The organism is Enterobacter cloacae complex sp. IR5384, assembly GCF_049237265.1.
In the GTDB taxonomy this organism is placed as follows: domain Bacteria; phylum Pseudomonadota; class Gammaproteobacteria; order Enterobacterales; family Enterobacteriaceae; genus Enterobacter; species Enterobacter cloacae.
This window is the reverse complement of record NZ_JBMKHJ010000001.1, coordinates 1-26,480: the sequence shown is the minus strand read 5'-3', so window position 1 is coordinate 26,480 and position 26,480 is coordinate 1. Positions and strand designations below refer to the sequence as shown.

Annotated in this window: 24 protein-coding genes; 15 read left to right on the top strand and 9 right to left on the bottom strand. The window is 54.7% G+C overall.

What is annotated here, in order from left to right; all coding sequences use genetic code 11:
* Window positions 1–51 precede the first annotated feature (51 nt).
* Window positions 52–2,241, bottom strand: a complete 2,190-nt coding sequence (gene fhuE / locus ACOTX3_RS00120) for a ferric-rhodotorulic acid/ferric-coprogen receptor FhuE (protein ID WP_048971490.1) — start codon at window positions 2,239–2,241, stop codon at window positions 52–54.
* Window positions 2,242–2,592: 351 nt separating this feature from the next.
* Between fhuE and hinT the strand changes: the two genes are divergently transcribed.
* The 8 genes from hinT to ACOTX3_RS00080 all read left to right on the top strand — a co-directional run bounded on the left by hinT (window position 2,593) and on the right by ACOTX3_RS00080 (window position 8,681).
* Window positions 2,593–2,952, top strand: a complete 360-nt coding sequence (hinT, locus tag ACOTX3_RS00115; RefSeq protein ID WP_013097111.1) for a purine nucleoside phosphoramidase — start codon at window positions 2,593–2,595, stop codon at window positions 2,950–2,952.
* Between the two features lies 1 nt (window position 2,953).
* Window positions 2,954–3,328 (top strand): YcfL family protein, encoded by a 375-nt coding sequence (locus tag ACOTX3_RS00110; RefSeq protein WP_023621894.1) that lies wholly within the window; start codon window positions 2,954–2,956, stop codon window positions 3,326–3,328.
* 10 nt (window positions 3,329–3,338) lie between these two features.
* The gene (lpoB, locus tag ACOTX3_RS00105; RefSeq protein ID WP_013097109.1) at window positions 3,339–3,986 is read left to right on the top strand and encodes a penicillin-binding protein activator LpoB; all 648 of its coding nucleotides are present in this window, start codon (window positions 3,339–3,341) and stop codon (window positions 3,984–3,986) included.
* Window positions 3,967–4,791, top strand: a complete 825-nt coding sequence (gene thiK, locus ACOTX3_RS00100; RefSeq protein WP_058679148.1) for a thiamine kinase — start codon at window positions 3,967–3,969, stop codon at window positions 4,789–4,791. Before lpoB ends, thiK begins: the two co-directional genes overlap by 20 nt.
* A gap of 11 nt (window positions 4,792–4,802) precedes the next feature.
* Window positions 4,803–5,828: a beta-N-acetylhexosaminidase gene (gene nagZ, locus ACOTX3_RS00095; RefSeq protein WP_044158668.1), complete on the top strand. Its 1,026-nt coding sequence runs from the start codon at window positions 4,803–4,805 to the stop codon at window positions 5,826–5,828.
* A gap of 34 nt (window positions 5,829–5,862) precedes the next feature.
* Window positions 5,863–6,405, top strand: coding sequence for an alpha/beta hydrolase YcfP (ycfP, locus tag ACOTX3_RS00090; protein WP_020689592.1), 543 nt, complete (start codon window positions 5,863–5,865; stop codon window positions 6,403–6,405).
* 238 nt (window positions 6,406–6,643) lie between these two features.
* On the top strand, window positions 6,644–7,948 hold the full coding sequence (locus ACOTX3_RS00085) for an NAD(P)/FAD-dependent oxidoreductase (RefSeq protein WP_013097105.1): 1,305 nt from the start codon (window positions 6,644–6,646) through the stop codon (window positions 7,946–7,948).
* Window positions 7,949–8,141: 193 nt separating this feature from the next.
* A complete protein-coding gene (locus tag ACOTX3_RS00080) occupies window positions 8,142–8,681 on the top strand; it encodes a glycine zipper 2TM domain-containing protein (protein ID WP_013097104.1) in 540 nt (179 codons plus the stop codon).
* A gap of 55 nt (window positions 8,682–8,736) precedes the next feature.
* On the opposite strand, the gene ACOTX3_RS00075 is transcribed toward ACOTX3_RS00080, so the two are convergent.
* Window positions 8,737–9,378, bottom strand: coding sequence for a TetR/AcrR family transcriptional regulator (locus ACOTX3_RS00075; RefSeq protein WP_013097103.1), 642 nt, complete (start codon window positions 9,376–9,378; stop codon window positions 8,737–8,739).
* Window positions 9,379–9,622: 244 nt separating this feature from the next.
* Between ACOTX3_RS00075 and bhsA the strand changes: the two genes are divergently transcribed.
* On the top strand, window positions 9,623–9,880 hold the full coding sequence (gene bhsA / locus ACOTX3_RS00070; RefSeq protein WP_013097102.1) for a multiple stress resistance protein BhsA: 258 nt from the start codon (window positions 9,623–9,625) through the stop codon (window positions 9,878–9,880).
* A gap of 73 nt (window positions 9,881–9,953) precedes the next feature.
* On the opposite strand, the gene ldtC is transcribed toward bhsA, so the two are convergent.
* From ldtC to ACOTX3_RS00055, 3 genes are all read right to left on the bottom strand, one after another.
* Entirely contained in the window at window positions 9,954–10,919 is a 966-nt protein-coding gene (ldtC, locus tag ACOTX3_RS00065; protein WP_020689587.1) for a L,D-transpeptidase LdtC, read from the bottom strand.
* 149 nt (window positions 10,920–11,068) lie between these two features.
* Window positions 11,069–14,515: a transcription-repair coupling factor gene (mfd, locus tag ACOTX3_RS00060; RefSeq protein ID WP_058679147.1), complete on the bottom strand. Its 3,447-nt coding sequence runs from the start codon at window positions 14,513–14,515 to the stop codon at window positions 11,069–11,071.
* A 148-nt stretch (window positions 14,516–14,663) separates the two neighbouring features.
* Window positions 14,664–15,737, bottom strand: coding sequence for an acyltransferase family protein (locus ACOTX3_RS00055; RefSeq protein WP_058679146.1), 1,074 nt, complete (start codon window positions 15,735–15,737; stop codon window positions 14,664–14,666).
* A 256-nt stretch (window positions 15,738–15,993) separates the two neighbouring features.
* Here ACOTX3_RS00055 and lolC point away from each other — a divergent pair, with 256 nt between their 5' ends.
* The 6 genes from lolC (at window position 15,994) to ACOTX3_RS00025 (ending at window position 22,388) form a co-directional block, all read left to right on the top strand.
* A complete protein-coding gene (gene lolC / locus ACOTX3_RS00050; RefSeq protein WP_013097098.1) occupies window positions 15,994–17,193 on the top strand; it encodes a lipoprotein-releasing ABC transporter permease subunit LolC in 1,200 nt (399 codons plus the stop codon).
* Entirely contained in the window at window positions 17,186–17,887 is a 702-nt protein-coding gene (lolD, locus tag ACOTX3_RS00045) for a lipoprotein-releasing ABC transporter ATP-binding protein LolD (RefSeq protein WP_013097097.1), read from the top strand. Before lolC ends, lolD begins: the two co-directional genes overlap by 8 nt.
* A complete protein-coding gene (lolE, locus tag ACOTX3_RS00040) occupies window positions 17,887–19,131 on the top strand; it encodes a lipoprotein-releasing ABC transporter permease subunit LolE (protein WP_013097096.1) in 1,245 nt (414 codons plus the stop codon). The genes lolD and lolE overlap by 1 nt, the downstream gene beginning before the upstream one ends.
* Window positions 19,132–19,184: 53 nt before the next feature.
* Window positions 19,185–20,096, top strand: coding sequence for an N-acetylglucosamine kinase (nagK, locus tag ACOTX3_RS00035; protein ID WP_013097095.1), 912 nt, complete (start codon window positions 19,185–19,187; stop codon window positions 20,094–20,096).
* Between the two features lie 14 nt (window positions 20,097–20,110).
* Window positions 20,111–20,932, top strand: a complete 822-nt coding sequence (gene cobB / locus ACOTX3_RS00030) for a Sir2 family NAD+-dependent deacetylase (protein ID WP_013097094.1) — start codon at window positions 20,111–20,113, stop codon at window positions 20,930–20,932.
* A 226-nt stretch (window positions 20,933–21,158) separates the two neighbouring features.
* Complete coding sequence (locus ACOTX3_RS00025) at window positions 21,159–22,388, top strand: EAL and HDOD domain-containing protein (protein WP_058679145.1); 1,230 nt, start codon at window positions 21,159–21,161, stop codon at window positions 22,386–22,388.
* Between the two features lie 43 nt (window positions 22,389–22,431).
* Here ACOTX3_RS00025 and potD read toward each other — a convergent pair whose 3' ends face one another.
* Genes potD through potA form a run of 4 tightly spaced genes read right to left on the bottom strand, consistent with a single transcriptional unit; the run spans window position 22,432 to window position 26,210 of the window.
* Window positions 22,432–23,466: a spermidine/putrescine ABC transporter substrate-binding protein PotD gene (potD, locus tag ACOTX3_RS00020; protein WP_013097092.1), complete on the bottom strand. Its 1,035-nt coding sequence runs from the start codon at window positions 23,464–23,466 to the stop codon at window positions 22,432–22,434.
* The gene (potC, locus tag ACOTX3_RS00015; protein WP_013097091.1) at window positions 23,463–24,254 is read right to left on the bottom strand and encodes a spermidine/putrescine ABC transporter permease PotC; all 792 of its coding nucleotides are present in this window, start codon (window positions 24,252–24,254) and stop codon (window positions 23,463–23,465) included. The genes potD and potC overlap by 4 nt, the downstream gene beginning before the upstream one ends.
* On the bottom strand, window positions 24,251–25,108 hold the full coding sequence (gene potB / locus ACOTX3_RS00010) for a spermidine/putrescine ABC transporter permease PotB (RefSeq protein WP_013097090.1): 858 nt from the start codon (window positions 25,106–25,108) through the stop codon (window positions 24,251–24,253). Before potB ends, potC begins: the two co-directional genes overlap by 4 nt.
* Window positions 25,092–26,210, bottom strand: coding sequence for a spermidine/putrescine ABC transporter ATP-binding protein PotA (potA, locus tag ACOTX3_RS00005; protein WP_029881970.1), 1,119 nt, complete (start codon window positions 26,208–26,210; stop codon window positions 25,092–25,094). Before potA ends, potB begins: the two co-directional genes overlap by 17 nt.
* Window positions 26,211–26,480: the final 270 nt, after the last annotated feature.

Genomic DNA, 26,480 nt, shown 5'->3' with positions numbered 1-26,480 from the left:
GCTGCCTTTTTTATGCCTGCAGTTTTGTTATGCCGGGTAGCGGCTGAACATTCAGAAGTCGTAGCTCGCGCTTACAGAGACGTTCAGCGGCGCGCCATATACCACATAAGAGCCGACGTAGTCGTAATACTCTTTGTCGAACAGGTTGTTGATGTTAGCCTGGACAGCAAAATCTTTAGTCACCTGATACCGGCTGAACAGGTTAACCAGCGCGTAGCTGCCTTGTTCTGCACGTGATCGACCTGCCGGGCCGCCATCTACATCGTTCCAGACTTTATTCTGCCAGTTCACCCCCCCGCCCACTGCCAGTGCAGGTAGCATGGGCAGTTGATAACGGGTAAAGAGTTTCATTGTGGTACGAGGCTGATCGGAACTTACCGCGTTGCCGCGCTTGTCTTCAGCAATGTAGCGGGTTGCGCCGAAGGTCAGCTGCCAGTTATCGGTCAGGGCGCCGTTTAGCTCGAACTCGATCCCTTTACTGACGACCCCATCCAGAGATTCATAAATTGACTCGCCGCTGGGCATGTAGGTGTAGGTATTATTCGCCACATTATCCTGCTCAATGCGGAAGAGGGCGAGCGAGGTGGTCAGGCGCGTACTAAACCAGTCTGCTTTCACCCCGGCTTCATAGCTTTTCCCCGTTGTCGGGTCCAGGTAGCGGCCGCTGGCGTCACGTTTGTCCTGAGGCTGGAAGATGGAGGTATAACTGACGTAGGTTGACCAGTCTTCATTGATATCATAAACAAGGCCCGCATATGGCGTTACATCATCCTTACTGCTTTCCAGGCGGGTGTCCGGGGAGCCCGCCGGGTTATAGCGAATGTTGTAATGGGTATAACGCGCACCGAGGATCAGAGATAGCGGATCGGCAAGCGAGAAGCGGGCTGAGGTATAGGCCGAAGACTGGCGGATATCATCCTGACTGTAAAGCTTCCAGGGGGTCCACTGCGGATCGGCGATATTCCCGTTCCAGTTTTTGAAGTTACCCACGTCAACCATGCCGTACAGCGCGTCCGGCATGGTGTTGTCATAGTGGTTACGCTGGCGGCTGAAGCTACCGCCAAACATCATCTCATGCTGGCGACCGAAAAGATCGAAACCGCCGCGCAGGAAGGCATCCACCGCATCCTGCTTACGTTCACCGCGGTTCCAGCCGCCATATCCGACCATACCCGCACCGGTCTCTTTATCCGGGTAGCCGGACATATACATCAGTTTGCTGTCGAAGTTGGTGTCGGCATGCATGCCGTTGATGTGGGCTTCCCAGCCGTTGTCGAAGCGTTGGGTGAAGTTGGCGAAAATACGGGTGTTGTCTTTATCTGAATAAGCCCAGTCTGGTGCAACGGTCTGGCTGCGGTTGTAATGGGTTTTGCTGCCATCGCTGTACCAGGTTGGCAGGCCGCCCCAGGTTGGGTTATCGGTATCGCTTTCCTGATATTCATAGCCCACAGACAGGGTGGTGCTGTCAGTCACGTCCGCATCGACCACGCCATAGAGGAACTTTTTGCGGTAGTGGTAGTTATCAACAAAACTGTCGTTGTCCTGATAACCCGTAATAAGACGACCGCGCACGTTACCCGACTCTACCAGCGGAGCCTGCAGATCCAGCACGTAGCGTTGTTTGTCCCAGCTACCGTAACTGGCGGAGACATTGCCTTTAAATTCATTGCTGTCTGCATGCTTACGTACCATGTTGACGTAGGCGGCGGGATTTCCCGTGCCGGACATCAGGCCGGTTGCGCCGCGTACCACTTCAATACGATCGTAAATGGCGGTATCGGCGGCGGTGTCGCCAAAGTTCCATACTTCGCTGATGGAGGTTGGCAGATCATCATACGCATAGTTACTGACAAAGAAGCCGCGCGAGTAAAATACCGTCCGGTCGCTGTCCTGTACCTGCGCGGTGACGCCGGTGGTGTTAGTTAACACCTGGCCGAGGGATTGCAGATTCTGATCTGCCATACGCTGCTGGCTAATGACGCTGACGGACTGCGGAATATCGCGGGGAACCAGTAACAGTTTCGTCCCCGTGGTGGTGGTCTTAACGCTGTAGTCCGTATCCTGACTGCTGGACGGGTCCTGTGCGTTATCAAAACCGCCCTCGACAACCACGGTATCTTCGGTTGCAGAGGCGGCGAAACTGACGGCTGGCATCAATGCCATAGCAATACAGGCAGCCAGCAACGAAGGCGTGGCGGCTGGCTGCGGTTGCCCATCCCTGGTGTGGTTAATGAAAGACATCATCAAACCCTTACTGAATGGTGAAAGGTGAGTGCGACAGTCCCGTGAGAACGGGCTGACGTCGTTTTCTATGTTAAAAATGCGCATGAAAATGCAAATGCGAAATATACGCATTGTGATTAGCACTGTAAACAGATGTGTCAAAAGGAAATGAAATTATGTTTCAGGTGGTGAAGCGTCGAGAGCGGTTACTCTTCAGTCAGCTGAAACGCTTTCAGGAAAGAAATCCGGGGAGAAGGTTGAAAGGACAGGAGAAAGTCGCTCATACTCTTCCATTGTGCCACACACTCATGCAGAGATTGTGTTAATAGCGGACGCACCACGCCAGATTAAACTACAAAGGAACAGGTCATGGCTGAAGAAACCATTTTCAGTAAAATTATCCGCCGCGAAATCCCTTCGGATATCGTTTATCAGGATGAGCTGGTGACGGCTTTCAGAGATATTTCTCCTCAGGCTCCGACTCATATCCTTATCATTCCAAATATTCTGATTCCCACCGTCAATGACGTAAAAGCCGAGCATGAAGTGGCGTTAGGCCGTATGCTGACGGTAGCCGCGAAAATCGCCGAGCAGGAGGGGATTGCTGAAGACGGTTACCGTTTGATCATGAACTGTAATCGCCATGGTGGTCAGGAAGTTTATCATATTCATATGCATCTTCTGGGTGGGCGTCCTCTGGGACCGATGCTGTCACATAAAGGTCTTTGACATGTTAAAAGGGCGTATTGCAGCGCTGGCAATGACATTGGTAATGGTGGGATGCAGCACGCGCCCGGCCATTCCCGTCAGTGATGAACAGACGCTGGTGATGGAGTCCTCGGTACTTGCCGCGGGCATCACCGCAGAACAACCTACGTTGACCATCAGTGAAATTAAATCTTCTGCGTCCTCTACGCTCTTTAACGAAAGACACGAACCGGTGACGGTGCACTACCGTTTCTTCTGGTATGACGTACGGGGTCTTGAAATGCACCCGCTGGAAGCGCCGCGCAGCGTGACCATTCCGGCAGGATCGTCGGTAACGCTCTATGGTAGCGCCAACTATCTGGGTGCGCATAAGGTGAGACTTTATCTTTATCTGTAAGAGGTGAACCTTGATTAAAAATATGAGCCGTTATGCGCTCGTGACAGCTTTTGCACTGTTCCTTGCAGGATGTGTGACGCGAACCGAACAGCCTGCGCCGGTGGACGAGGCAAAACCGGGTACGGAGCAGCCGACACAGCCAACGCAACCGCAGCCAACCGTGCCGTCTGTACCGACGATCCCGTCGCAGCCTGGCCCGATTGAACATCCGGACCAGACCTCCCAGCCAACGCCGCGCGTGCGTCATTATGACTGGAATGGTGCGATGCAGCCGATGGTGGGCAAAATGCTGCAGGCGCAGGGCGTAACGGCAGGCAGCGTACTGCTGGTGGATAGCGTAAATAACCGGACTAACGGTTCACTCAATGCCGGGGAAGCGACAGAAACCCTGCGCAATGCACTGGCCAATAACGGCAAGTTTACGCTGGTTTCCGCACAGCAGCTGGCAGTAGCCAAACAGCAGCTTGGTCTGTCGCCACAGGACAGCCTCGGTACGCGCAGTAAGGCGATGGGGATTGCCCGTAACGTTGGTGCGCAGTATGTGCTGTACTCTAATGCCACCGGTAACGTGAATACGCCAGCCCTGCAGATGCAGCTGATGCTGGTTCAGACAGGCGAGATTATCTGGTCAGGTAAAGGTGCGGTTACGCAACTCTGACTGCACGCGTGAAGCGATCCTCACGCGTTATTTTCCGCAGTATCGTCTTATCGCGCCGCAGGCCCACTCCGGGCTTGGCGGCGCGAGTTGCATTCTGGAACAGGGCGAGCAGCGTCTGGTGTTGCGTCATCACCACGATCCCTTAGCCCCCGTTTCCCATTTTCGCCGTCAGTTTCGTGCCCTGAAGCGTCTACCGGCGGATCTCGTGCCAGCCCCGCGCTTTTTCAGACAGGGCTGGATGGCGGTAGAGTATCTGGCAGGGGAGATCCGGCATACGCTGCCCGACAGCGCTACGCTTGCGACGACGCTCTGTCAGTTGCACCATCAGCCGTGTCTGGGGTGGCGAGTCACGCTGCTCCCTTTGCTGGAACAATACTGGCAGCGAGCCTCACAGGACAGACGTACTCCACGGTGGCTTGCGCAGCTTAAACGGTTACGCACTGCGGGAGAGCCTCAGCCGCTTCGGCTGTCGCCATTGCACATGGATGTTCATGCCGGAAATATTGTGCATACGTCCACCGGCATCAGGCTTATCGACTGGGAGTATGCCGGTGATGGGGATGTGGCACTGGAGCTGGCGGCCGTCTGGGTGGAAGATGATACAGCGCGCCAAAGACTGATCGGCGATTACGCTCGCATTGCGCATCTGGACACGGGACAGCTGGCGCGTCAGGTCAGACGCTGGCGGCCCTGGGTCGTCATGCTGATGGCGGGCTGGTTTGAAATGCGTTTTCAGCAGTCCGGCGAGAAACAATTTATGGCGCTGGCAGATGATGCCTGGCGTCAGTTACACATTAAAGGATAAGAGAGGTTGCTGTGGGTCCAGTCATGTTGGATGTAGAAGGGTTTGAACTGGATGCGGAGGAGCGTGAAATTCTGGCGCACCCGCTGGTGGGGGGGCTCATCCTGTTTACCCGCAACTATCACGATCCGGCGCAGTTGCGTGAGCTGGTTCGCCAGATCCGCGCGGCGTCGCGTAATCATCTGGTCGTGGCCGTCGATCAGGAAGGCGGGCGCGTGCAACGTTTCCGTGAGGGCTTCACCCGTCTGCCCGCGGCCCAGTCTTTCGCGGCGCTGCTCGGCACCGAAGAGGGCGGAAATCTGGCCCAGGAGGCTGGCTGGCTGATGGCCAGCGAGATGATTGCCATGGATATCGACATCAGTTTTGCCCCGGTGCTGGACGTAGGGCATATCAGTGCGGCAATTGGCGAGCGCTCTTACCATAGCGATCCCCGTATTGCGCTGGAGATGGCCACCCGCTTTATCGACGGCATGCACGATGCAGGAATGAAAACCACCGGTAAACACTTCCCGGGGCACGGCGCCGTGACGGCGGATTCGCATAAAGAGACTCCGCGTGATCCGCGCCCGGAGGCGGAAATTCGTGCCAAAGATATGTCGGTGTTCCGCTCGCTGATTAGCGATAACAAGCTGGATGCCATTATGCCTGCGCATGTGATTTACAGTGACGTCGACCCGCGCCCGGCGAGCGGTTCTCCGCACTGGTTAAAAACCGTGCTGCGTCAGGAACTCGGTTTCAACGGCGTGATCTTCTCCGACGATTTGTCGATGGAAGGGGCGGCGATCATGGGCAGCTACGCGGAGCGTGGGCAGGCGTCGCTCGACGCAGGTTGCGATATGATCCTCGTCTGCAATAATCGTAAAGGCGCAGTCAGCGTGCTGGATAACCTGTCGCCGATCAATGCAGAGCGTGTTACACATTTGTATCATAAAGGTTCATTTAGCCGTCAGGAGCTGATGGATTCGGCACGCTGGAAAGCGGTTAACGCCCGGCTTGAAGCACTGAATGAGCGCTGGCAGGCACATAAAGCCAGCCTGTAAATCCTCCCGGAAGGCGTAGCGTGGTGAGAAGACGATGATCATCTATTTACACGGTTTTGACTCAAACAGTCCTGGTAATCATGAGAAGGTACTGCAACTGCAGTTTATCGATCCGGATGTACGGCTGATCAGCTACAGCACGCGCCATCCGAAACATGATATGCAGCATCTGCTCAAAGAAGTGGACAAGATGCTGCAGCTCAACATCGACGATCGCCCGCTGATTTGCGGCGTGGGGCTGGGTGGCTACTGGGCGGAGCGGATTGGGTTCCTGTGCGATATTCGCCAGGTGGTATTCAATCCTAACCTGTTCCCGAACGAGAACATGGAAGGCAAGATTGACCGCCCAGAAGAGTATGTCGATATTGCCACCAAGTGCGTCAGCAATTTCCGTGAAAAGAACCGCGACCGCTGTCTGGTGATCCTTTCGCGTAATGATGAGGCGCTCAACAGCCACCGTGCGGCTGAGCTGTTGCATCACTTCTATGAAATTGTCTGGGACGAAGAACAGACCCACAAGTTCAAGAACATCTCCCCGCATCTGCAGCGCATCAAAGCCTTCAAAACACTGGGCTAAGATACTGCATAAGATCTCCCGGGCCCGGCCGCGAAAGCGTGCCGGGCTTTCTTTTTCTGCAGAATTGTCTACTTTTAAGCCACCAAAACTTGATGCACGTCAATTTTGGTATGACCAATGCGCCTGACGTGGTATTCTCAATGCACCTGAATGGTTTCAGTGCTGTAACCTGTTGTTAATTAAGGGTTATTTTTATAACTTTTAATTAACAATTGGTTAATAATTTGAGGGGGTCACGTTGACTACGCCATTGAAAAAGATAGTGATTGTAGGCGGTGGTGCTGGCGGGCTGGAGCTGGCGACACAGTTGGGTAAGAAGCTGGGTCGCGGCAAAAAAGCCAAAATCACGCTGGTGGATCGTAACCACAGCCACCTGTGGAAACCGTTGCTGCACGAAGTGGCGACCGGTTCACTGGATGAGGGCGTTGACGCGCTGAGCTATCTGGCGCACGCACGTAACCACCATTTCCAGTTCCAGCTGGGTTCCGTGGTGGATATCAACCGTGAGAGCAAAACCATTACCCTGGCCGAGCTGCGTGACGAAAAAGGGGAGTTGCTGGTCCCGGAGCGCAAGCTTGCCTATGACACACTGGTCATGGCGCTGGGCAGTACCTCCAACGATTTCAACACCCCGGGTGTGAAAGAGCACTGCATTTTCCTGGATAACCCACACCAGGCGCGTCGTTTCCACCAGGAAATGCTGAACCTGTTCCTGAAGTACACCAATAACATGGGTGCGAATGGCAAGGTGAATATCGCCATTGTAGGCGGTGGCGCAACGGGCGTTGAACTCTCCGCTGAGCTGCACAATGCGGTAAAACAGCTGCACAGCTACGGGTACAAAGGGTTAACCAATGAAGCGCTGAACGTAACGCTGGTTGAGGCAGGTGAGCGTATTCTGCCTGCGCTGCCTCCACGTATTTCTGGCGCGGCGCATAACGAACTGACCAAACTGGGCGTACGTGTTCTCACCCAGACGATGGTGACCAGCGCAGACGAAGGTGGCCTGCACACCAAAGATGGCGAGTACATCAAAGCGGATCTGATGGTCTGGGCGGCGGGTATCAAAGCACCTGATTTCATGAAAGACATTGGCGGGCTGGAAACCAACCGTATCAATCAGCTGGTGACCGAGCCGACGCTGCAAACCACGCGCGATCCAGAGATTTTCGCGATTGGTGACTGTGCGTCATGCGCGCGTCCAGAAGGCGGTTTCGTGCCTCCTCGCGCCCAGGCAGCGCATCAGATGGCAAGCCTGGTGCTGCACAATATTCTGGCACAGCGCAAAGGCAAGCCAATGAAGGCCTACGTCTACAAAGACCACGGCTCTCTGGTTTCGCTGTCGAACTTCTCTACCGTAGGCAGCCTGATGGGGAACCTGATGCGCGGCTCGATGATGGTAGAAGGGCGCATCGCACGCTTTGTCTATATATCCCTGTACCGTATGCACCAGATTGCTCTGCACGGCTACTTCAAAACCGGGTTGATGATGCTGGTAGGGCGAATCAACCGCGTGATCCGTCCACGTCTGAAGCTGCACTGATTTTTCTCTCCCTCCGGGCCCTCCGGAGGGATTTTTTAGCATATCATGCTGCTCATCACAGATTGAGTGCTTAAGAGTTCTCCTAAACGCCCTGTCACTCTCCTGAAAGCTATTTTTTTGAGCCTTTGTCTTATTGGCGAAGCGTAGCCTGCATTGCAAAATTGTTACTAATAGCAACAAAGGAGGAAGTCCCGTGAATAAATCAATGTTGGCGGGTATAGGGATTGGCGTCGCTGCTGCGTTAGGTGTGGCTGCCGTTGCCAGTCTCAACGTACTGAATCGCGGCCCACAGTATGCGCAGGTGGTTTCTGCAACCCCCATTAAAGAAACAGTTAAAACGCCTCGTCAGGAGTGCCGTAACGTCTCTGTCACCCATCGTCGTCCGGTTCAGGATGAAAACCGTATTGCCGGCTCTGTGCTGGGCGCGGTAGCTGGCGGGGTGATTGGTCACCAGTTTGGTGGCGGCCGTGGTAAAGATGTGGCGACCGTGGTCGGTGCGCTGGGTGGCGGCTATGCCGGTAACCAGGTACAGGGCGCAATGCAGGATAATGATACGTACACCACGACACAGCAGCGCTGTAAAACCGTCTATGACAAGTCGGAAAAAATGCTGGGTTATGACGTGACGTACAAAATTGGTGACCAGCAGGGCAAAATCCGTATGGACAGAGACCCTGGCACACAGATTCCGCTGGATGGAAATGGCCAGCTGGTACTGAATAACAAAGCGTAAAAAAAGATGTTCTCTGAACTTAGCTCCTCAAGCGCTCAGGCTGAGGAGCTTTTTTTTAGCCCTGTATTTTAAGCAGTTCGGGCCACAGTCGCAGGGTGGTCTCGGTGATATGCTGCAGTTTTTCCAGCGTCGCCCCTTCTCGGGCGCTAATCGACATCCCCTGTAAAATACAGCTCAGGTATTGTGCTAATTCCTGAGGGCGGCAATGCGCCGGAATTTCACCACGTTGCTGGCGCTGGGCCAGGAAGGTGCTGAGCGTCTCCTCCTGCATGGCATGACGCGATTTCACCGTGTTGGCGATCTCTTTCGAGGAGGCCGCAAGCGTCGCGGAGGTGTTAATCATAAAACAGCCCGCGGGCGTCTCTTTGCTGGTGAAGCAGGTGGCGATGGCGGTGAAATAGTCATGCAGTGCCTGCTCAACCGTTTTCTCTTCACAAAACAGCTGTGCTTCGTATCGCGATGCGAAGCGAGAGATGTATCGGTCCAGTACCGCCCTGAACAACCCCTCTTTATTTGTGAATTCCGCATACAGCGTCGGCGCTTTGGCTCCGGTGGCTTCTACCAGATCGGAAAGCGAAGTCGCTTCATACCCATGTTGCCAGAAGAGAGTCATGGCCTTATCAAGCGCTGCATCCCTGTCGAACACTTTTGGTCGGCCACGGCTTTTCTTCGCACAACTCGTGACATCGGTTGTCATTTGCCGTTGGTCCTCTGTTGGTTTGTTGAATAACCATTATAAAAATAAACGCATTTCACCACCAGTGCTGTTTTCTGAAAAATAAATTAATCATATGGGTATGAAAAACAACGGAATTAAAATTAATTTAAAGGTCGTTATAAAAACATGTTGACGTGTGAGCTGGATCACATCTATCATTTACCTATCGATCGTTAACTAAATAGCTAACGACCTCAAAATTCATCTGCCAAAGGTAAAAATCATGAAAAACGTAAAAACCCTCATCGCCGCTGCTGTTCTTAGCTCACTCTCTTTCGCAAGCTTTGCTGCTGTGGAAGTCCAGTCAACGCCTGCTGACCAGCATAAAGTAGGGACCATCTCTGCCAGCGCCGGGACTAACCTGGGTTCACTGGAAGACCAGCTGGCGCAAAAAGCGGATGAGATGGGTGCGAAATCGTTCCGCATTACCTCTGTAACCGGTCCTAACACCCTTCACGGTACCGCTGTTATTTACAAATAAGCCTGGCTAAACCCTCATTTATGCCACTGCTAAAAAAACGCCCTGCATGTGCAGGGCGTTTTTGCGTTTGGGTTTACATCGACTGCTGGGCGACACCATGATGTCGTGTGACGTCAGTCGGCATGCCCGAACGTGCTTCCATTGCCCGCTCCATCACAATGCCATCCGTCCTTGCATCGGTTTTAAAACTCACCATCGCCGCATTCAGGTTGATTGGCAGCGTCTGAGGATCGTCATCAATGTTTTTCGATAACGGCTGGTGAATTTCAACCAGTCGCACGCCGCCTGGCTCCTCAGAGACCTTGATCGGGGTATTAATGATGTTCACTTTGGTGCCCGGCGTAACCAGGTTGAAGAGCGTTTTGATATCGTCATCGCGCAGACGAATACAGCCGGAGCTGACGCGCATGCCAATACCAAAGTCCGCGTTCGTTCCATGTAACAGGTACACGCCGCCATAGGCCGCGAGGCGGATGGCATGGTGGCCCATTGGGTTATCCGGGCCGGCCGGTACAACGGCGGGCAGATCGATCCCCTGCGCTTTATAGCGGGCACGAATATTGGCCGTTGGCGTCCAGGTTGGGTTTGCACGCTTGTCTGATACGGTGGTAACCATCGTCGGGGTCAGCGTGTCGCCGCCCAACTGGCCAATACCAATAGGGTATACGGTCACCTCATTTTTACCGGGCGGGTAATAGTAAAGACGCAGTTCGGCAAGGTTTATCACGATCCCCTCGCGCGGCGCATCCGGCAAAATCGTCTGCAGCGGGATGGTTAACACGCTGCCAGCGCGCGGGACATAAGGGTCAACGCCGGGGTTGGCCTGCAGTAAGGCCAGAAAGCCGACGTTATATTTTTTGGCAATCGCCTCAAGCGATCCACCATTGTTTTCAACCACATGAAAACGGTTTTCCCCAACCACCTTACTGCCTGCAGGCGGGAGTGGCCAGGTGTTTGCGCGAGCGGGAAGTGCAACCGCGACCGTTGCGGCCAGCGCTAACACGGTTATCCAGCGAGTGAAACGCGAAGAGGTCATCATCACTATAATCCATATAAATGACAGGGTGATTGTTTTATAACGGTTAGTGATAATTATGGCGAAGGGGTCTGTCGGGAAGATCGGGTGAAGTGAAAAGAGTTTGTAAATTGTTACCCCCGGTAGCATGGCGCAACCGGGGGCAGAGCAGATTATGCGATCGCGTTCTCTTCCAGCTGGCGCATAAAGTTGCGTACCCAGTCCATACGGGTTTTACGCTCCGTCAGCTCCTGCGTAAATTTCAGCCGCGTTGGCCCATCCAGGCGGAAATGCTGCGGCTGCTTTTGCAGTAAACCGATGAGCCACGTAGGGTTAACGTGGTTTTTCTCGGCAAACTCAATCACGCCGCCTTTCTCGTTGCCCTCAAGCTTACGGATGCCCAGCTTCTGCGCCTGCTGACGCAGCCGCGCGATATCCAGCAAGTTGCGTGCGGCATCCGGGAGCAGGCCAAAGCGGTCAATAAGCTCGACTTTGATCTCTTCCAGCTCGTTCTCATTTTTCGCACTGGCGATACATTTGTAGAACGACAGGCGGGTGTTCACATCCGGAATGAAATCGTCCGGCAGCAGAGACGGCATGCGTAACTCAACTTCGGTTTGCTGGCTGGTGAGATCTTCCAGCGACGGTTCGCGTCCGGCCTTGAGGGCATCGACCGCGTTTTCCAGCAACTCCATGTAGAGCGAGAAACCGATGGTTTCCATCGAGCCACTTTGATCTTCACCCAACAGCTCACCCGCACCGCGGATCTCCAGGTCGTGCGTCGCCAGTGCAAAGCCAGCGCCCAGATCTTCCAGCGAGGCGATCGCTTCCAGACGTTTTTGCGCATCGGTGGTCATCGCTTTTGGATGCGGCGTCAGCAGCCATGCATAGGCCTGATGGTGCGAACGCCCGACGCGGCCACGCAGCTGATGAAGCTGCGCCAGACCGAAATGATCCGCGCGTTCAATGATGATGGTGTTGGCCGTCGGGATATCGATCCCGGTTTCAATGATGGTCGTACACACCAGCACGTTAAAGCGCTGGTGGTGGAAGTCGTTCATCACCCGTTCCAGCTCGCGTTCGCGCATTTGCCCGTGACCGATGGCAATACGCGCTTCCGGCACCAGCTCTGCCAGCCGGTCTGCCGCTTTCTGGATATTTTCCACGTCGTTGTAGAGGTAATAGACCTGACCGCCGCGCAGCACCTCACGCAGAATGGCCTCACGCACTACCAGATTGTCGTACTCTCGCACAAAGGTTTTTACGGCCAGACGACGCGCCGGCGGCGTGGCGATAATTGACAGATCGCGCATGCCGCTCATCGCCATGTTCAGGGTTCGCGGGATTGGCGTCGCGGTCAGGGTCAGGATATCGACGTCGGCACGCATCGCTTTAATACGCTCTTTATGGCGTACCCCGAAACGGTGCTCTTCATCAACAATCAGCAGCCCCAGATCTTTCCACTTCACGTCGCTCTGCAGCAGTTTGTGGGTGCCGATCAGAATATCGATCTTACCCTCGCTGGCCTGCTCCAGGATTTGCGTTTGCTCTTTGGTACTGCGAAAACGTGACAGCATCTCGATGCGTACCGGCCAGTTGGCAAAGCGGTCGCGGAAGTTATCGAAGTGCTGCTGAGCGAGCAGGGTGGTGGGCACCAGCACCGCCACCTGCTTGTTATTCTCAACGGCGAGGAACGCCGCGCGCATGGCTACTTCGGTTTTCCCGAAGCCGACATCGCCACAGACCAGCCTGTCCATTGCCAGCGGCTGACACATGTCGCTTAACACGGCATTGATGGCCTGAGCCTGGTCCGGCGTGGTTTCAAACGGGAAGCTGTCGCAGAACAGCTGGTACTGCTCTTTATCATGCTTAAAGGCAAAGCCCTCTTTGGCCGCACGCTGGGCATAGATATCCAGCAGCTCGGCCGCCACATCACGCACTTTTTCCGCCGCTTTCTGCCGGGCGCGTGCCCAGGCGTCACCGCCCAGTTTATGCAATGGTGCATTCTCTTCTGCACCCCCGGCGTAGCGACTGATCAGATGCAGGGATGAGACCGGCACGTAGAGTTTGGCGTCGTTGGCGTAGGTCAGCATCAGGTATTCGCCTTTGATGCCACCGGCTTCCAGCGTCGTCATCCCCTGATAACGACCCACGCCATGTTCAAGGTGCACAATCGGCTGGCCCGGATGGAGTTCCGCCAGGTTGCGGATCAGCGTATCCGGGTTAATGGTGCGACGGCTGTCCTGACGGCGGCGCGCAACACGTTCACCCAGCAGGTCGCTTTCACAGATTAATGCCATGTTGTTGAGGGTATCGATAAACCCGTGCTCGGCGGCACCGATCATCAGGTAACGCCCCGTCCCCGTGGCTTCGCTCAGGCGCAAAATGCGTTTCGGAGCAACTTTAATCCGCCCCAGCAGTTCGCCCAGCGCTTCACGGCGGCCTTCACTCTCAACGGAGAAGACAACCGGGCCGGTAAAGGCATCGAGGAACTTGCGCAGACTCTCCAGCGGGGATTTCTGCTGTGCCTGAACGGCTAAATCTGGCAGCTTCTGGAATGCAAGATTGGTGTTGGCAGCTTTATCGGCAAGCGTATCGGTTTTCAGCTGTACGCGCGGCCAGCGCTTGAGTTCGGCGTTGAGCTCGTCGGTGCGCAGCCACAGCGCTTCAGGTGGCAGCAGCGGGCGCATTGGGTCTACGCCCCGGTTTTCAAAGCGCGCGCGGGTTTCGCTCTCAAAGCGGCTGGCGCTGGCGTCGATATCACCGGTGTTGACAATCAACGTGTTCGCCGGGAAGTAGCTGAACAGGGCGGGCAATGGCTCGTTAAAGAACAGCGGCTGCCAGTATTCGATCCCGGCAGGAAGCGTACCTTTGCTGACCTGCTGATAGATATGCTCAGCGTCGCGCTTAACGTCGAACTTGTCGCGCCACTGGCTGCGGAACAGCTCGATAGCGGTTTTGTCCGTCGGGAATTCATGGGCGGGTAATAAATTGATGGCTTCCACTTCTTCCAGCGTACGCTGCGTGTCGGCGTCGAATACGCGCAGGCTGTCGATCTCATCGTCGAAGAAGTCCAGTCGATACGGCTGGTCGCTGCCCATCGGGTACAGGTCGAGCAACGCACCGCGCGTGGCGTATTCCCCGTGCTCCATAACCTGATCGACATGACGGTATCCGGCGCTGTCCAGTTGCGCGCGCAGATCGTCCCGGGACAGGCGCTGACCTTTTTTCATCACCAGCGCATGGCCGTGCAAATAGCTGTGAGGACAGACGCGCTGCATCAGGGTGTTGACCGGAACGATCAGCACGCCGCGCTGCATGGTCGGTAACTGATAGAGGGTCGACAGGCGCGAGGAGATGATCTCCTGATGCGGGGAGAAGCTGTCATACGGCAGCGTTTCCCAGTCGGCCAGACTGAAGACCAGGTTATCGGTGAACTGGCGAATTTCATCATGCAATCGCAGCGCATTTTGCATATCCGGGGCGACCAGCACCACCGGACCAGGATGTCGCTCAGCGATTTCTGCCACCAGCGTGGCGCACGCAGCGCCAGTGAGTTCGCCCAGCTGGCGCTGGTCGCCCGCTTTGACAGGCAGGGAATAACGATAGTGTTCAGGCATGGCTATGTCAGAGTCTCTTGTGGATATACCAACAGTATTGGGGCATATCACTGATACGCAATGTCTTTATTATCCTCGATCGTTTTGCATAAGCAAATCTGAACTGCAACGCGGGAAGATTCGCCCCCGGACGGGGGCGAGGGCGGTATTATCGGGTTGCCGGAGACAGTGCGCTCGCGGAAGGGGGAGAGAAGAACAGATCGCCAAACAGTGCCGTCGATATTTTGCGTACGCCAAGCCCGGCGAGGGTGCAGATCAGCAGGCTGGCAAATGGGTAGACCAGGATTAAGGCAAGCTCGGCCCAGACCGGCCAGTAGGCAGCATTCATCTCACCGATCAGGAACAGGCTGAAGGCCTCTATCAGGATGCGGTGCGTGGTATAGATAGCGATGGTGTTTGAGCCGATAACGTTAAGCAGGTTGCTGGGATGAACGGCATAACGCTGCTCGAGGCTATAGAAAAGCTTCATGATCAGCACGATCGACAGCAGGGAAAGCAGCAGCGGAACGTTAGCAAACCACAGTACCACGGAGACCGCAGCAAAAGCGGCCAGCGCCAGCCAGGTGCGACGCAGGTTCAGCCCCTTCATCCAGACCATCAGCTCTGCGCCATACCACGCGCCAAGGCTGTAGTAGATCATATTGCGTACCACGCTGTTCATTCCCCACCACGGCAGCGGCAGGAAATTGATCGTGATGCTGGCCAGTGCCAGCAGCACCAGTACGGGCAGCTTCCAGCGGCTAAGCAGTTTACATAGCGTGAAATAGACCACCAGGGCGTACAGATACCACAGGCTGGTGCTGGCAGTGAGCATCCCCCACGCAAACCCGGAAAGGGAATCGGCATACGCGGCGTTCGAGGAGGTGGCCAGCTCACGTTCAGGTGCCAGCCAGGCATTGAGGTGGCTCAGCGCCTGCCATTGCAATACGCCCCACAGCGCAAGGACCCAGACAATGCTCCAGATCCGTTTGTCAAAACTGGTGCGCCAGTTCACCTCGTCAATATAACGACGGATCAGATAACCGGATATGAAGAAAAATACCGGCATACGGAAGGGCGCGAGATAAAGGTTAAAATAGACCCAGCATTTGGCGAGAAGACCGGACAACGGATGTTGTAGCCCCGTCAGATGGGGATAAAATGTGATAACCGAATGATAGATTACCACCAGGCAGATACACAGCCCTTTTATCTGGTTAATCCATAATGCTTTTTGCTTCATTGTTCGCAACTACCTTATTGCCATAAACGAACGAACAATTGTTGGTAAACGCAGCCGGGATGTAACGGGAAACAGTCTGTATCAGGAAGTTTTTCGGAAAAGGTGGAGGGTGTGGCGCGATAATTCGAAGAGTAGCATTCTGATTTATCTGAATTTTTCAGAAAAATGATTACCAAAGCTTACGGTTTCAGTCATTTACGCTTAACGGATTCGCTTATATACTCGTGGGTCTGCTATCAGCAAACAGACGGACTTCATGTATCAACCTGTCGCACTCTTCATAGGCTTACGCTACATGCGTGGGCGCGCCGCGGACCGTTTCGGTCGCTTTGTCTCCTGGCTTTCGACTATTGGCATTACGCTTGGCGTGATGGCACTGGTGACGGTGCTTTCCGTCATGAACGGCTTTGAGCGCGAGCTGCAAAACAACATCCTGGGGCTGATGCCGCAGGCCATTCTCTCTTCAACCAACGGTTCCGTTAACCCGCAACAACTGCCGGAAAGTGCGGCGAAGTTACAGGGTGTCACGCGCGTTGCGCCGGTGACAACGGGTGATGTCGTCCTGCAAAGCGCCCGCAGCGTGGCGGTGGGCGTCATGCTGGGGATTGACCCGGCGCAAAAAGATCCGCTCACGCCGTATCTGGTCAACGTGAAGCAAAGCGATCTGGAAGCGGGAAAATACAACGTCATCCTCGGCGAGCAGCTTGCCGGGCAGCTTGGCGTGAACCGTGGCGACCAGCTGCGCGTGATGGTGCCGTCTGCCAGCCAGTTTACGCCGATGGGACGTTTGCCCAGCCAGCGTCTGTTCACGGTTATTGGCACGTTTGCCGCCAACAGCGAAGTTGACGGCTACCAGATGCTCATGAATATCCAGGATGCTTCGCGTCTGATGCGTTATCCGGTGGGCAACATTACCGGCTGGCGTCTGTGGCTCGACGCACCGCTGAAGGTCGATACCCTCAGCCAGCAAACCTTGCCGGAAGGCACAAAATGGCAGGACTGGCGCGAGCGTAAAGGCGAACTGTTCCAGGCTGTGCGTATGGAAAAAAATATGATGGGCCTGCTGCTGAGCCTGATCGTCGCGGTCGCGGCGTTTAACATCATCACCTCGCTTGGTCTGATGGTAATGGAAAAGCAGGGCGAAGTTGCCATCCTGCAAACCCAGGGGCTGACGCCGCGCCAGATTATGGCCGTCTTTATGGTGCAGGGGGCCAGCGCCGGGATCATTGGCGCGTTACTCGGGGCCGTTCTCGGGGCGCTGCTGGCCAGTCAGTTGAATAACTTAATGCCGATCATCGGCGCGCTGCTTGATGGCGCGGCGCTGCCGGTTGCTATCGAACCGCTGCAGGTGGTCGGTATTGCGCTGGCCGCGATGGCCATTGCGCTGCTTTCTACGCTCTATCCTTCCTGGCGCGCTGCCGCCACTCAACCCGCTGAGGCTTTACGTTATGAATAAGATCCTGTTGCAATGCGACAACCTGTCCAAACGCTATCAGGAAGGCTCTGTACAGACTGATGTGCTGCACAATGTGAGCTTCAGCGTGGGCGAAGGCGAGATGATGGCGATTGTCGGCAGCTCCGGTTCCGGCAAAAGTACCTTATTACACCTGCTGGGCGGGCTGGATACGCCGACCAGTGGCGACGTGATTTTCTCTGGCCAGCCGATGAGCAAAATGTCTTCTGCGGCAAAAGCGGAGCTGCGTAACCGTGAGCTGGGCTTTATCTACCAGTTCCACCATCTGCTGCCGGATTTCACGGCGCTGGAAAACGTGGCGATGCCTTTGCTGATTGGTAAAAAGAAACCGGCAGAAATTAATGCCCGTGCCAGCGACATGCTGAAAGCCGTAGGCCTGGGGCATCGCGGTGACCACCGTCCGTCTGAGCTGTCCGGTGGCGAGCGTCAGCGTGTAGCAATTGCCCGTGCGCTGGTGAACAACCCGCGTCTGGTGCTGGCGGATGAACCAACCGGCAACCTGGATGCGCGCAATGCTGACAGTATTTTCCAGCTTCTGGGTGAGCTGAATGCCTCACAGGGGACGGCGTTTCTGGTGGTGACCCACGATTTGCAGCTGGCAAAACGGATGGGACGCCAGCTTGAGATGCGTGATGGTCATCTGAACGCTGAACTGACTCTGATGGGAGCGGAGTAATGGCCTCACCGTTATCGTTACTCATCGGGCTACGCTTCAGCCGCGGCCGTCGTCGCGGCGGGATGGTCTCCCTTATCTCGGTGATCTCCACCATCGGTATTGCGCTCGGCGTGGCGGTATTGATTGTGGGATTAAGCGCCATGAACGGTTTTGAGCGTGAGCTGAATAACCGTATTCTGGCCGTTGTGCCGCACGGCGAAATCGAACCGGTTAATCAGCCGTGGAACAACTGGCGTGATGCCCTCAGCAAAGTGGAAAACGTGCCGGGCATTGCCGCCGCTGCACCTTACATCAACTTTACAGGGCTGGTGGAAAGCGGTGTTAACCTGCGCGCCATTCAGGTGAAAGGGGTGAACCCGGCGCAGGAGGCGCGTCTGAGCGCGCTGCCGAAGTATGTGCAGAACGGCGCGTGGGCAAACTTTAAGGCCGGTGAGCAACAGATCATCATGGGCAAAGGTGTGGCCGACGCGCTGAAAGTGAAGCAGGGCGACTGGGTGTCGATCATGATCCCAAACGCCAGCGCTGACCATAAATTGCAGCAGCCTAAGCGCGTGCGTCTGCACGTCACCGGGATCCTGCAACTGAGCGGTCAACTCGATCACAGCTTTGCAATGGTACCGCTGGAAGACGCACGTCAGTATCTGGACATGGGCGACAGCGTGACGGGCATCGCCATTAAGGTCAACGACGTCTTCAACGCCAATAAACTGGTGCGTGATGCGGGCAGCGTGACCAATAACTATGTCTACATCAAAAGCTGGATCGGCACTTACGGGTATATGTATCGTGATATCCAGATGATCCGCGCCATCATGTATCTGGCGATGGTGCTGGTGATTGGTGTGGCGTGCTTTAATATCGTCTCGACGCTGGTTATGGCGGTCAAAGACAAGAGTGGCGACATCGCGGTTCTGCGTACCCTTGGGGCAAAGGACGGTCTTATTCGCGCCATTTTTGTCTGGTATGGTCTGCTGGCGGGGCTGTTCGGTAGCCTGTGCGGGGTGGTGATTGGCGTCGTGGTGTCGTTACAGCTCACGCCAATCATCAACGGAATTGAGAAGCTGATCGGCCACCAGTTCCTGTCGGGTGATATCTATTTTATTGACTTCCTGCCGTCTGAATTGCACTGGCTGGACGTTATTTATGTGCTGGTTACAGCACTTTTACTGAGTCTGCTGGCAAGCTGGTATCCGGCGCGTCGCGCAAGCCGAATTGATCCGGCGAGGGTATTAAGTGGCCAGTAATTACGTCATGATCTAGCGGCTTACGGGCCGCCAGGTTAAAAGAGGAATGCGTTATGTATTACGGATTTGATATTGGCGGCACCAAAATTGCGCTCGGCGCGTTTGATAACGATCTCAAACTGCAGTGGGAAACCCGCGTTCCCACGCCGCGCGAAAGCTACGATGAATTTTTAACCGCCATTGCCGCGCTGGTGGCGCAAGCGGATGAACGCTTTGGCGTAAAAGGCAGCGTCGGCATCGGTATTCCAGGCATGCCTGAAACCGACGACGGCACGCTGTATGCCGCCAACGTCCCTGCTGCCAGCGGCAAACCGCTGCGCGCCGATCTCACTGCTCTCCTTGAACGCGACGTGCGTTTAGATAACGATGCCAACTGCTTTGCGCTCTCTGAAGCCTGGGATGATGAATTCCGTCACTATCCGCTGGTGATGGGGTTGATCCTTGGCACCGGCGTTGGCGGGGGAATTGTTATTAATGGCAAACCGATCACCGGGCGCAGCTATATCACGGGAGAGTTTGGTCATATCCGTTTACCGGTAGATGCGCTTGAGGTCGTGGGACGCGATTTCCCGCTTACCCGCTGCGGCTGTGGTCAGCATGGCTGTATTGAGAACTACCTGTCAGGTCGTGGGTTTGCATGGCTTTACGAACACTTCTATCATCAGAAACTCGAAGCCCCTCAAATCATTACCCTGTGGGAGCAGGGCGATGCGCAGGCGCGAGAGCACGTTGAACGTTATCTCGATCTGCTGGCGGTGTGTCTGGGAAATATCCTCACCATCGTCGATCCGGATCTGCTGGTGATTGGGGGCGGGTTATCAAACTTTACCGCGATAACGGAACACCTGTCCGGGCGTCTGCCCCGACATTTATTGCCAGTCGCCCGCGTGCCGCGTATTGAACGTGCGCGACACGGGGACGCAGGAGGCATGCGCGGAGCCGCATTCCTTCATCTCACCGACTAGTTTACGAGGTTACTATGCTGTCGCGTCGCCAGGGTCGACTCAGCCGTTTTCGCAAAAATAAACGCCGCTTACGTGAGCGCTTGCGCCAGCGGATCTTTTTCAGAGACAGAATGATGCCAGAAGCGATGGATAAACCCAGAGTGGTGGTGCTGACCGGGGCGGGGATCTCTGCCGAGTCCGGTATTCGAACCTTCCGTGCTGCGGACGGGTTGTGGGAAGAGCACCGTGTTGAGGATGTGGCGACACCAGAAGGCTTCGCCCGTGACCCGGATCTTGTGCAGGCATTTTACAATGCCCGCCGTCGTCAGCTTCAGCAGCCAGAAATAGCGCCTAATCCGGCGCACCTGGCGCTGGCGAAGCTGGAGGAGGCGCTGGGTGACCGTTTTCTGCTGGTTACGCAGAATATCGATAACCTGCACGAGCGAGCCGGCAACAAAAACATCATCCACATGCACGGCGAGCTACTGAAGGTGCGCTGTGCCTGGAGCGGCCAGGTGCTGGAGTGGAAAGAGGACGTGCTGCCTGAGGATAAATGTCACTGCTGCCAGTTCCCTTCGCGTCTGCGTCCGCATGTGGTCTGGTTTGGTGAAATGCCGCTGGGGATGGATGAGATTTACAGCGCGCTGGCCATGGCGGATGTGTTTATCGCCATCGGTACCTCTGGGCATGTCTATCCGGCGGCGGGGTTTGTTCACGAAGCGCGTCTGCACGGTGCGCATACCGTAGAGCTGAACCTCGAACCCAGCCAGGTGGGAAGCGAGTTTGAAGAGAAGCACTATGGGCTGGCAAGCGAGGTCGTACCCGAGTTCGTCGACAAGCTGCTCAAAGGTCTGTAATAGCGACAGTATGAAAAGGCACCCGTTAAGCGGGTGCTTTTTTGTTTATAAACTCGTCCGCTGAAATTACCATTAATGATGTTTACTAAACCACAATATAAGCCCTGTTAATTAGTGTGGATGCTATTATTTTGTGCATTCACTCAAAATAGTGCTTAATAATGCTCGTTATCGTGGTGTAGAAAGAGGATGCTAATAAATATAACGTCGATAAGGAGGATGGGATATGTACGGATTTATTGCGAGACAACCCATTTTTAACCCGGATATGAATACGGTAGCTTATGAACTGCTTTTCAGGGATGGGATGGCAAACCGTTTTCCGGATGTATCGGCAGAATATGCAACATCCAGAATGATATCCGACCATTTTTTATCTGTACCGTCTCAGCGTATCGCCGGGACACAGACCTTGTTTATCAACTTTCCATCCAGAATGGTCATCGACCGCAGCGGTGAAGCGCTGGACAAGGAGAGCGTGGTCATTGAGATCCTTGAAGATGCTGTTCCCGGCGAGGCGTTATTGCAGGCCGTGAAAGAGATGAATGCGCACGGATATCGCTTTGCGCTTGATGATTTTACCCTCGCGCCGGAATGGGATCGCTTTTTACCCTATATTTCTGTACTTAAATTTGATGTCAGAAATTATACCTTAGCGCAAATTCAGGATTACCTGCGTACACGTAAAAGCCTGACTCACCATATAAAGTATCTCGCTGAAAAAGTTGAGACTAAAGAGGAATTCAAACGCTATCGTGATGCCGGTTTTTCGCTTTTTCAGGGTTACTTTTTCTGTCGCCCTGAAGTGATTAAATATAAACGCTTATCACAAAATCAACTGGCGATTTTCCGCCTGCAGATGGAAGTGGGGCGGAATAAACCTGATTTTCGGATCATCGAGTCGTTAATAAAAACCGATCTCACCTTGTCCTATAAAATCATGCGTTATATGAAACACACGGCGTTTAAACACGTCGGTGCCTGCAATTTTAGCAAGTTAACGCTCAGCGAAGTCCTCAGGTATCTGGGGGAAAATCAGCTGCGACGCTTTGTTGCGGTGGTGGTGCTGGCCAGTGCCGGCAACGACACCGTCGATGAGCTGTATCCTCTGAGCATGATGCGGGGCAAATTCTGTGAGCTGATTGCAGAGAAGATGCCTGCGCCGGGGCTCGCGGAAAACGCGTTTATGTGTGGCCTGTTCTCTCTGCTTGATACCTTGCTTGAATTGCCAATGGCGGAGTTGATGAAGCAAATTGCGGTGCCGCAGGCTGTCAGCCAGGCCCTGTGTCATCAGGAAGGCGTGTTAGCCGATATGGTGACGCTGTGCCGCCACTATGAACAGCAGGAGTGGGAGGAGGCGGCCAGGATAGCGAACGGTCTTGGGCTGTCGGATGACGACGTTGTCGATGCCATGAGAATGGCGACGATCTGGGCGGGGGAAAATGCGGCGGGTTAAGGCCCCTCACGGCGTGGCGACGTGAGGAGCCAGACTGCGGCCCTTATCGGCCGGCTTTTAATTTCTGGTAATACTCTTCATACAGACGGCTCGCGTCGCCGACATCGTTTTGCCATTCACCTTTGCTGATGGTGTCGGCATCCGGGTAGAGGGATTTATCATTCGCCACTTCAGGCTTCAGTAGCTTGCGGGCGGCCAGGTTTGGCGTTGGGTAGCCAATAGTCTCGGCAACCTGCTTCGCCACGTCCGGGCGCAGCAGGAAGTTAATGAGCTTCAGGGCACCGTCAACGTTTTTCGCATTGGCAGGAATAGCCAGGCTGTCCATCCAGAAGATACCGCCTTCTTTCGGCCAGACGACCTCCAGCGGCGTACCGGCCTGACGCGCAACCCATGCAGAGCCGTTCCACACCATGCCGAGATTCACTTCTCCTTCCATGTACGGGTTCGCCGGGTTATCGGAGTTGAACGCCGCCACGTTAGGCATCAGTTTTTTCAGCTCGTTATAGGCCGCTTCAATCTCTTTCGGGTCCGTTGTGTTGCCCGAGTAACCCAGCTTGCGCAGCGCCACCTGGAACACTTCACGGGCATCGTCGGTTAACAGCAGGCTGCCTTTGTATTCAGGCTTCCACAGGTCGGCCCACTGGGTGACGGTTTTAGGATCGATTGCTTCGCTGTTAACCCCGATGGCGGTCGCACCCCAGATGTACGGAATGGAGTAGTCGTTGTTCGGATCGAACGGTTTGTTGAGCATCTGCGGATCGAGGTTGTTGAAGTTGGTCAGCTTCGACTTGTCGATCTTCTGGATCATGCCCTCTTTACGCATCTTGTCGACGAAGTAGGTCGATGGCACCACCAGATCGTACGCGCCGTCCTTGTACGTTTTAAGCTTGGCGTACATGGTTTCATTGGACTCGTAGGTAGAGTAGATGACCTTAATGCCCGTCTCTTTGGTGAACTGCTCCAGCAGACCCGGCGGCACATACTCAGTCCAGTTATAGAAGTAGAGCGTTTTGCTGTCATCAGCGTGCGCGACGCCCATTCCGAGCACCAGTGCCGCAGCGGCAAGCATTTTTTTCATTTCATTGTCCCCTGAGATTTTGTTTTATCACGAGCAATAATCTGGCTGGCAATCACCAGTACCAGAGAGAACACTAACAGTATGGTCGCCAGCGCGTTCACCTCAGGCGAGACGCCGACTTTCACCATCGAATAGATTTTCAACGGCAGAATTTCATAGCTCGGCCCGGTCACAAAAGAGGAGACCACAACGTCATCCATCGACAGGGTGAAGCTGAGCAGCCACCCGGCCGCGACGGCGGGCATCGCCAGCGGCAGGATAATTTTGCGCAAAATGGTCATCTCGCTGGCGCCGAGATCTTTTGCGGCCTCCAGCATACGCACATCAAAGCCTTTCAGGCGTGCATAGACCGTCACCACCACAAATGGCAGGCAGAAGGTGATGTGGGAAAACAGCAGCGACCAGAAGCCGAGCTGGACACCCAGCAGCATAAACAGTACCAGCAGAGAAATCGCCATGACGATATCCGGTGACATCATCACCACAAACAGCATGCCGCTGACGAACGGTTTACCGCGAAAGCGGTAGCGATACAGTGCCACGGCGGTGAGCGAACCAATCAGCGTGGCGAACGTTGCTGAAAAAATCGCCATGGTTAATGAGTGCTGCGCGGCCTGGAGCAGGCTGTCGTTGTTCATCAGCAGGCTGTACCAGTTAGTGGTAAAGCCCTGCCAGTTGATCCCGAAGCGTGAACTGTTGAACGAGTTCACGATCAAAATGATAATCGGAATATACAGGTAAGCGTAAATGGCGGTCATAAAACCGCCGCGAAGCAGTCGACCGATCATTCGAGTTCCACCTTCTTATTCAGCAGCCGCGACGCGCGCCAGTAAACCAGCAGCATCAGACCCATCACCACCGTCAGCGTAATGCTGGTGGCGGAGCCGAACGGCCAGTCGCGAATGTTAAGGAACTGGCTCTTAATCACGTTTCCGATCAGCAGGTTTTTCGCACCGCCCATCAGGTCAGAGACGTAGAACAAGCCCATCGCCGGAAGCATCACCAGCAGACAGCCTGCGATAATGCCGGGCATCGTCAGCGGAATGATAATGCGGATAAAGGTCTGCAGCTTATTCGCCCCCAGATCTTTGGCCGCTTCCAGCAGCGGTTTATCCAGCTTCTCAATGCTGGAGTAGAGCGGCATCACCATAAACGGCAGCAGGATATAGACCAGACCAATAATCACCGCGCCCGGGGTAAACATAATGCGGATTGGCGTATCAATCACCCCCAGCCACAGCAGAAACTCGTTCAGATAGCCTTTGGTGCTGAGGAAAATTTTCAGCCCGTAGATGCGAATTAAGGAGTTGGTCCAGAACGGCACAATCAGTAAAAAGAGCAGCAGCGGGCGGATTTTTTGTGGCAGACGCGCCAGGAACCACGCGAAGGGATACCCCAGCACCAGGCAGGCAACGGTGGCGATCAGCGCCATGTTCAATGAGTGCAGCAGCACATCAAAGTAGAGCGGATCGAGCAGACGTGAGTAGTTATCCAGCGTAAAGACCAGCGCCACAAAGTGGGCATCGTCGCGGGTCAGGAAGCTGGTGGCGATGATCATCAGGTTGGGTAAAAAGACAAACAACACAAGCCAACCGACGATCGTGGCAATCACCACATTCTGGAATTTACTTGTGTTCTTCATCAGCCAGCACAACCTCCCAGCTTTCTACCCAGTTAATAACCATTTTTTGATCGAGCGAGTGATCAAAGTCCGGGTCGTCCTCGTTAAAGAACTCGCTGACCATCACCATCTTACCGTTTTCCAGTTCGACAACGGATTCCAGCGTCATCCCCTTGTAATTACGCTCGCGGATATAGCCGATCAATCCTTCGGCTTGCGCATTGCCGTGGATCTCCTCGACGCGCAGATCTTCCGGGCGTAACAGCACGTTGAGCTTTTGTCCCTTCTCAACGGCAAAATTAACGGTGATATTGCACTCGCGGCCTTCGACATTCGCCCGAACGCGCTGCTCATCCAGACGCTCGACAACCGTGGCGTTGAAGATATTGATCTCGCCAATGAAGCTGGCCACAAACAGGTTTTTCGGCTCTTCGTAAATTTCACGCGGCGTGCCGTCCTGCTCGATTTTACCATCACGCATCACCACGATACGGTCAGACATGGTGAGCGCTTCTTCCTGGTCATGCGTCACAAAGACGAAGGTGATGCCGAGCTTACGCTGCAGGGCCTTAAGCTCGTTCTGCATCTGCTTGCGCAGTTTGTAGTCCAGCGCGGAGAGGGACTCATCCAGCAGAAGCAGACGCGGTTTGTTGACCACCGCACGGGCGATGGCCACACGTTGCTGTTGACCACCAGACAGCTGATGCGGTTTGCGTTGAGCAAACTCCTCCAGCTGTACCATCCGTAGAGCCTCGGTCACGCGCGGCGGGATCTCGCTGGCCGGTGTTTTTTGCATCCGCAGACCAAACGCAACGTTTTCAAACACGGTCATGTGCGGGAACAAAGCATAGCTTTGAAAGACGGTGTTAACGTGACGATCTTCAGCGGGGACCTGGGTAATGTCCTGCTTTTCAAGGTGGATATGGCCGCTATCGACGCTTTCCAGCCCGGCGATAAGGCGCAGTACGGTTGTCTTGCCGCAGCCAGAAGGGCCAAGCAGCGTGAGGAACTCACCATCATTGATGGTCAGGTTGAGGTCGGAAATGACATCTTTACCATCAAAACTTTTACGAATTCGTTCCAGTTGCACCAGCGGTGAACGTGAACGGGATTGAGTATTCAATTTTTGCGCTGTCCCATATAGACGCTCCGGGCAGCAGACCGAAGCGGGGTTTGTGTGTAACCACCTTGGTGACTCGTAATGAGGGCGGACATTCTACGGCAAACCACTGTAATCGCCAATCCTTGTCACTGATTCATAAGCTACATTTACTGACGTACACGATATAAACGGAATCTATGGTCACTCCCGTTTTTGCAACACCGATTTTGACGACAAGTTGGCTTGCTTGAATCTATCCGGCGTCTGAATGGGATTTTATTCCCGCGCCTT

What these genes read in the sequence shown, in the direction of transcription:
- fhuE (WP_048971490.1), bottom strand. Translation starts at nt 2,241, where the DNA reads ATGTCTTTCATTAACCACACCAGGGATGGGCAACCGCAGCCAGCCGCC.
- hinT (WP_013097111.1), top strand. Translation starts at nt 2,593, where the DNA reads ATGGCTGAAGAAACCATTTTCAGTAAAATTATCCGCCGCGAAATCCCT.
- ACOTX3_RS00110 (WP_023621894.1), top strand. Translation starts at nt 2,954, where the DNA reads ATGTTAAAAGGGCGTATTGCAGCGCTGGCAATGACATTGGTAATGGTG.
- ycfP (WP_020689592.1), top strand. Translation starts at nt 5,863, where the DNA reads ATGATCATCTATTTACACGGTTTTGACTCAAACAGTCCTGGTAATCAT.
- ACOTX3_RS00075 (WP_013097103.1), bottom strand. Translation starts at nt 9,378, where the DNA reads ATGACAACCGATGTCACGAGTTGTGCGAAGAAAAGCCGTGGCCGACCA.
- bhsA (WP_013097102.1), top strand. Translation starts at nt 9,623, where the DNA reads ATGAAAAACGTAAAAACCCTCATCGCCGCTGCTGTTCTTAGCTCACTC.
- ldtC (WP_020689587.1), bottom strand. Translation starts at nt 10,919, where the DNA reads ATGATGACCTCTTCGCGTTTCACTCGCTGGATAACCGTGTTAGCGCTG.
- mfd (WP_058679147.1), bottom strand. Translation starts at nt 14,515, where the DNA reads ATGCCTGAACACTATCGTTATTCCCTGCCTGTCAAAGCGGGCGACCAG.
- ACOTX3_RS00055 (WP_058679146.1), bottom strand. Translation starts at nt 15,737, where the DNA reads ATGAAGCAAAAAGCATTATGGATTAACCAGATAAAAGGGCTGTGTATC.
- lolC (WP_013097098.1), top strand. Translation starts at nt 15,994, where the DNA reads ATGTATCAACCTGTCGCACTCTTCATAGGCTTACGCTACATGCGTGGG.
- lolD (WP_013097097.1), top strand. Translation starts at nt 17,186, where the DNA reads ATGAATAAGATCCTGTTGCAATGCGACAACCTGTCCAAACGCTATCAG.
- lolE (WP_013097096.1), top strand. Translation starts at nt 17,887, where the DNA reads ATGGCCTCACCGTTATCGTTACTCATCGGGCTACGCTTCAGCCGCGGC.
- nagK (WP_013097095.1), top strand. Translation starts at nt 19,185, where the DNA reads ATGTATTACGGATTTGATATTGGCGGCACCAAAATTGCGCTCGGCGCG.
- cobB (WP_013097094.1), top strand. Translation starts at nt 20,111, where the DNA reads ATGCTGTCGCGTCGCCAGGGTCGACTCAGCCGTTTTCGCAAAAATAAA.
- ACOTX3_RS00025 (WP_058679145.1), top strand. Translation starts at nt 21,159, where the DNA reads ATGTACGGATTTATTGCGAGACAACCCATTTTTAACCCGGATATGAAT.
- potD (WP_013097092.1), bottom strand. Translation starts at nt 23,466, where the DNA reads ATGAAAAAAATGCTTGCCGCTGCGGCACTGGTGCTCGGAATGGGCGTC.
- potC (WP_013097091.1), bottom strand. Translation starts at nt 24,254, where the DNA reads ATGATCGGTCGACTGCTTCGCGGCGGTTTTATGACCGCCATTTACGCT.
- potB (WP_013097090.1), bottom strand. Translation starts at nt 25,108, where the DNA reads ATGAAGAACACAAGTAAATTCCAGAATGTGGTGATTGCCACGATCGTC.